This is a genomic window from Aurantimonas marianensis (assembly GCF_024195285.1).
Taxonomy (GTDB): domain Bacteria; phylum Pseudomonadota; class Alphaproteobacteria; order Rhizobiales; family Rhizobiaceae; genus Aurantimonas; species Aurantimonas marianensis.
The window spans coordinates 1-6,102 of sequence record NZ_JALHBS010000010.1 but is presented as its reverse complement, the minus strand read 5'-3'; the positions used below and the strand labels follow the sequence as shown (position 1 = coordinate 6,102).

At 67.1% G+C, this 6,102-nt stretch carries 5 protein-coding genes; all 5 read right to left on the bottom strand.

The features are described 5' to 3' along the window. Positions 1–1,948, bottom strand: a 1,948-nt coding sequence (locus tag MJ956_RS02125) for a translation initiation factor IF-2 N-terminal domain-containing protein (RefSeq protein WP_253962835.1), incomplete at its 3' end; no start/stop codon positions are given. Then, positions 1,949–2,728 carry an RNA-binding protein gene (locus MJ956_RS02120; RefSeq protein ID WP_253962834.1) on the bottom strand — a complete coding sequence of 260 codons (780 nt, stop codon included), beginning with the start codon at positions 2,726–2,728 and terminating at the stop codon, positions 1,949–1,951. It lies immediately after the preceding gene. A gap of 20 nt (positions 2,729–2,748) precedes the next feature. Next, positions 2,749–4,365, bottom strand: coding sequence for a transcription termination factor NusA (gene nusA, locus MJ956_RS02115; protein WP_253962833.1), 1,617 nt, complete (start codon positions 4,363–4,365; stop codon positions 2,749–2,751). Between the two features lie 128 nt (positions 4,366–4,493). Next, complete coding sequence (gene rimP / locus MJ956_RS02110; RefSeq protein ID WP_256477702.1) at positions 4,494–5,141, bottom strand: ribosome maturation factor RimP; 648 nt, start codon at positions 5,139–5,141, stop codon at positions 4,494–4,496. Between the two features lie 216 nt (positions 5,142–5,357). Beyond that, positions 5,358–6,059, bottom strand: coding sequence for a tRNA (guanine(46)-N(7))-methyltransferase TrmB (gene trmB, locus MJ956_RS02105; protein WP_253962831.1), 702 nt, complete (start codon positions 6,057–6,059; stop codon positions 5,358–5,360). Between the last annotated feature and the right edge of the window lie 43 nt (positions 6,060–6,102).

The following is a 6,102-nucleotide window of genomic DNA, read 5'->3' as shown; positions in this document are numbered from 1 at the left end:
CCTCGCCGCCCATGGATTCGACGAACACTTCGTGCTGGAGCAGCGCGTTGCGCACCTTGCTGGCATCGGCGCCCGGCTTGTCGATCTTGTTGATCGCCACAATGACCGGCACGTTCGCCGCCTTGGCGTGATTGATCGATTCGATCGTCTGCGGCATCACGCTGTCGTCCGCCGCGACGACCAGGATGGCAATGTCGGTCGCCGCCGCGCCACGCGCCCGCATCGCCGAGAAGGCGGCGTGGCCGGGCGTGTCGATAAACGTGATCTTCTCGCCGTTCTGTTCGACCTGATATGCGCCGATATGCTGGGTAATGCCGCCGGCTTCGCCCGACACGACGCTGGTCTTGCGGATGGCGTCGAGCAGCGTGGTCTTGCCGTGATCGACATGGCCCATGATGGTAACGACCGGCGGCCGCGACACCGATTTCGCCGGGTCGTCCTCGACCCCGAAGATGCCTTCCTCGACATCGGATTCGGCGACGCGGCGAACCGTGTGCCCGAATTCCGACGCGATCAGTTCGGCCACGTCCGGCTCAATGATGTCGCCCGGCTTCATCATCTGTCCCTGCTGCATGAGGAACTTGATGACGTCGACGGAACGCTCCGACATGCGGTTGGCGAGTTCCTGGATACTGATGGTCTCGGGAATAATCACTTCGCGGGCGATCTTCTCTCGGGGCTGGCTCTGCTGCGAGCGTTTGAACTTTTCCTGACGCCGGCGGATCGAGGACAGCGAGCGGCCACGCGCGCCGTCTTCCGCCGTCAGCGCCTTGTCGAGGGTCAGCTTGCCGCGGCGGCGACCGGCATCGCGTTCGGGACGCGCCGGCTTCGGCGCTTCGGCGCCCACCGCACCCTTGAGCGAGCGTCGCGCCCCCGGACGGGCGCCCTTGGCGTCGTCGTCGCCGCCCGGACGGCGGCGGAGCTCGGCCCGTCCGCTGCGGGCAGCCGCAGCTTCGGCGGCCTCCGCGTCGGCAGGCGTGGGGGCCGGAGCCGCCGGCTGACTCGACTGGCCGCCGCCTCTGCGCTCGGCGCTGGCTTCCGCCTTGCGACGGGCTTCGGCCTCGGCCTCAAGGCGTGCCGTCTCCTCGGCCTGACGGCGTTCGGATTCGTCACGCTCGCGCTGACGCCGCTCGTCGTCGGCGATCCGCCGCGCTTCCTCTTCCTGGAACACGCGCCGGTCTTCGGCCTCTCGCTGCTTGGCAAGCTCGAGCGCCCGGCGCCGGGCATCCATTTCACGCGACGACAGGTCGCTGAGCACCGCGCCGCGAGGCTGACGGGCCGCGGGCGCCGGCGTACGACCGTCGCGGCGCTCGTCGCGGGCGCCCGAACGGCCGGCACCTTGACGCGAAGGCGCGGCGGAGCGCCCGGCGGCCTGCTGCCCCGCGGGGCGCGGCGCGCCGGCGGCGGCTCGCGGCGCGGCCGCCGCCGGCTTCGACGTTGACGCGGCGGGCGCGGATGGGGTGGCGGTCGGCGTCGCCTTTGGCGATGCGTCCGCAGCCGCCGGCGCCTTGGCCTCGGGCGCGGCAACGGCGGCTTCGGCCTTGGCCTCCACCGGTGCGGTCGCCTCGGGAGCGGCCGGCGCGGACGCTTCCGGGGCCTTCGCCACGGGCGCCTCGCCGGGCTTGGGGCCCAGCTGGATCTGGGGTGGCTTGCCGCCTGTCTGAGGCGGAAGCGGAGCGGCGGTCTTGGGTGCCGGAGCCGGGGTCTCGCTCGCGCGGCTCGCCGGGGCGGCCGGGCTCGACTTTGCCGCCGGGGCCGGTGTCGGCGCGGCTTCGCGCTCTTCCGGCTTGGTTATCCGCCGCTTCTTGGTCTCGACAACGACCTGGTTCGTGCGCCCATGCGAAAAGCTCTGCCGGACCGTCGACTGCTCGACGCCGCGCTTCAAGGTCAAGGTCTTCTTCGTGCTCACGCTCAGCGTCTTGTCGTCGCCGGACTTGGTATCGCTCATTTACGCTTCCGCTTCCTGCGCCGGATCGATCCCGCGCCCTTCATCTTGCCTGGAGCGTCGCTCTGTGGGCGCTCCGATCTCGTTCCCAGTCTCAGTCGCGGTTCCCTCACGCCCATTTCGGGCGTCGCCAGGATCCGAACCAGGGGCTTCGCCCCGATAATTGGCCAGCGCTTGCATACGCTTCGCCGCAGCCGAGCCCGCGTCACCGGCAAGGATGGCTGCATGTATCACATTCCCCCCACCCAACGCCAAACCCAATTCGTCCGCATCCAGCAGGCGCAAAGCGGGGATCACCATTGCGTGGCCGGATGCCGCAGCGACATGACGCGCGGCATCCATCTTGCGAATTCCATCCGGCGCCGCCTCGCGCGCCTGAACCAGCAGCAGCGCCTGACCCGAGCGGATCGCCGCATCGACCTTCGCCGCGCCGGTCACCAGCTGACCCGCCTTTCGGGCCATGCCCAGCGCGCCCAGTGCGGACTTGGCCAGAAGCCGGTCGACCAGAACACCGAGATCGGCGGGTCCCGTCACCTCGGCCCGAAACGCCCGGGCGAACAGTTTGCGACGCATCGCCTGGTCGACCGCCGCGCGGCTGAGCGCGACATGGGCGCCGCGTCCCGGAAGCCGCCTGCGCAAATCCGGAACCACCGCCCCGTCCGGCCCGCGAACAAAACGGATGACGTCTTCCGGCGCCATCGTCTTGCGCGAAACGATGCACATGCGCTCGTTCAACCCGACCTCCGGCTCGTCTCCATCCTCTTCGTCCGAATCGAAGGCCATGGCAACCAACCTTCGACGATTCAGGCGGCGGCGCCTTCGTCAGCGGTCTCGGCCCCGGCTTCCTCCCCGGCTTCCGTCTCGGGCTCCGCCAGATCCGCCTCGGTGATCCAGCCGGCCTTCAGGCGCGCCTCGATAACCATGTGGTCGGCATCGGCGCGCGAAACCTCGAAGGCCGACAAGGCTCCCGGATACTTCGTGGTCTCCCCGTCCTTGCGTTCGGTCCAACCGATCAGGTCGTCGGCCGCGCAGCCGGCAAAGTCCTCCATCGACTTGATGCCCTCCTCGCCGAGGGCGACCAGCATCGGCGTCGTCAGGCCGCTGATCTCCTTCAGCTCGTCGGCAACGCCCAGCTCGGTCCGTCTGGCGTCGAATTCCGCCTCGCGGCGTTCCAGATACTCGCGAGCCCGGGCCTGAATCTCGGAGGCGGTCTCCTGATCGAAGCCTTCGATCGCGGCCACCTCGTCCTCATCGACATAGGCGACCTCCTCGACGGTCGCAAAGCCTTCCGAGGCGAGAACCTGGCCGACCATCTCGTCGACATTGAGCGCGTTCATGAAGATTTCGGAGCGTTCGACGAATTCCTTCTGACGGCGCTCCGATTCCTCCTGCTCGGTCAGAATGTCGATATCCCAGCCGGTCAATTGCGAGGCGAGGCGCACGTTCTGTCCGCGCCGCCCGATCGCCAGTGACAATTGGTCATCGGGGACAACGACTTCAATGCGCTCGGCGTCCTCGTCGAGTACCACCTTCGCGACTTCCGCCGGCTGCAATGCGTTGACCAGGAACGAGGCCGCGTCCGGGGACCAGGGAATGATATCGATCTTTTCGCCCTGCAATTCGCCGACCACGGCCTGGACGCGGCTGCCGCGCATGCCAACGCAGGCGCCGACCGGGTCGACCGAGGAGTCGCTCGAGATCACCGCGATCTTCGCCCGGGAGCCCGGATCGCGCGCCACCGCCTTGATGGTGATGATGCCGTCGTAGATCTCCGGCACTTCCATGGTGAACAGCTTCGCCATGAACTGCGGATGGGTGCGCGAGAGGAAAATCTGCGGACCCCGCTGTTCGCGGCGAACATCGTAGACGAAGGCGCGAACCCGGTCGCCATAGCGGAACAGTTCGCGCGGGATCTGCTCGTCGCGACGGATGATGCCCTCGCCGCGACCGAGATCGACGATCACATTGCCGTATTCGACCCGCTTGACGGTGCCGTTGACGATCTCGCCGACACGGTCCTTGTATTCCTCGTACTGACGATCGCGCTCGGCATCGCGTACCTTCTGCACGATCACCTGCTTGGCCGACTGGGCCGCGATGCGGCCGAAATCCATCGGCGGAAGCTGTTCGGCGATGAAGTCGCCCGGTTCGGCGTCTGGATTCTTGTCGCGGGCGAGATAGATCTGCGTGTTCGGATCCTCGACCTCGTCAACCACTTCCAGGAGCCGCTGCAGCTTCATCTCGCCGGTCTTGGTGTTGATGTCGACGCGGATGTTGGTTTCCTGGCCGTAGCGGCTACGCGCCGCTTTCTGAATGGCATCGGCCATCGCCCCGATGACGATATCGCGGTCGATCGACTTTTCGCGCGCGACGGCATCCGCGATCTGCAGAAGCTCCAGCCTGTTCGCACTGACTGCCATACTCTTTCTCCTGACCTTCGGCCGCTCGCCGCATCCACCGCGCGCCCGGCCTCATCAAATCCCCGGCGGCTTACCGCCGCCGTCCCATCCTTCGCCGCGGCGGCGTGAACCCGCCGGGCGTCGAGGCTTCAGTGGCCGCGATCGGCCGCGCCAGCCTCAACGTCGTCCGCGTTATCCCCGCGCGCCTTGCGCGCGGCCTTGTCGGCCTTCAGCGACGCCTCGACCAGATCGTCGGTCAGGATCAGCCGAGCCTCGCCGATGGCATCGAAGGGAATCTCCACCGCGCTCTCCTCGCCCTCGGCCGGCCTGTCGCGCTCGATCGTGATCGCCTCGTCGCTCACCCTGACGATCTGACCGCGATAGCGCTTGCGCTCGTTGACCAGCCGGTTCGTCTCCAGCTTCATGAGAAAACCGGCCCAGGTCTCGAAGTCGCCCTTGCGCACGAGCGGTCGATCGATGCCGGGTGAGGAAACTTCCAGATGATAGGCCTTGTCGACGGGATCGTCGACGTCGAGCACCGGCGAGATCGCCCGCGAGACAGCCTCGCAGCCCTCGACCGTCATCGTACCGTCCGGGCGCTCCGCCATGATCTGCACGGTCATCCCGTTCAGGCCGGATATCCGGACACGGACCAGACGATAACCGATCTGCTCGATCGCCGGCTCGACAATCGCGGCGATGCGGGCTTCCAGTCCCTGTTCCTTCACGAGGCGGTCAGCTGCGGTCGTCACGGTGCTCCGGTAAGGCTGCGGGGCGTTTCGATCCTGCCGGATCATGCCCAGTTGCGTGTGTCTCCGCCGATCCGCGCCGCGTTCCCGAAGCTCGTCCGAACATGGAACCGGACCCCCGGTAACAAAAAAGAGCGGGACCGGCAGGACCCACTCTCACGATCGCATCGCAGAGAATTTGTTCGCTCTATACGCTCTTCAGGCTTACGCATCAAGCGTTTCTCATGGCGAAAGCCGGAAAGTCGTAGCGCGTCCGCACTGGCGTCACCGCCGCCGGAAGCTCAGGTAAGCGGGGCGACGGCCTTCGCGGATCGCCTTGGCCTCGTAACGGGTTCCGGGCCAGGCCTCGAAAGGCTCGTGCCAATCCTTGGCGCGGCGCGCCGTCCAGGCAAAATCGGGATGGTCGCGGCAGTGATGCAGCGTCCAGTCGACATAGGTTTCGATGTCGGAGGCAAAACGGAAAAGCGCCCCCGGCTTCAGGACGCGCGCCATGCGATCGAGGGTGCGGGCGCTGACGAAGCGGCGCTTGAAATGTTTCTTCTTCGGCCAAGGATCCGGATAGAAGAGATCGATTCCGGCCAGACTCGCCTCAGGCAGCCAGTCGAGCAGCCGCGTGGCGTCGTCGTCATACAGGCGCAGATTCGGGCGGGGCTCCTCCGGGAGCCGGCCGAGCAGCTTGGCCATGCCGTTGACGAAAGGCTCGACGCCGATGAAGCCCGTGTGAGGGAAGCGGCCGGATTCCTGATGGAGATGCTCGCCGCCGCCGAAGCCTATCTCGAGGCGGATCGCCTCGACCGGTTCGGTGAACAGTCCGCGAAGATCGGCCGGCGCCGGCTCGGCGAGATTCAGCCGCAGGCGCGGCAGGAAGCTCTCGACGAGTTCGGCTTGTCGCGGCCGGAGCCTCGGTCCTTTCAGGCGGCCGAAGAACGCTTCGCGTGATCGCTGTGGATGGTCGCGCGCCAACATCGTCTCATTAGCTGGCGAGAGCCGCCTTCAGCTTTGGCACGAG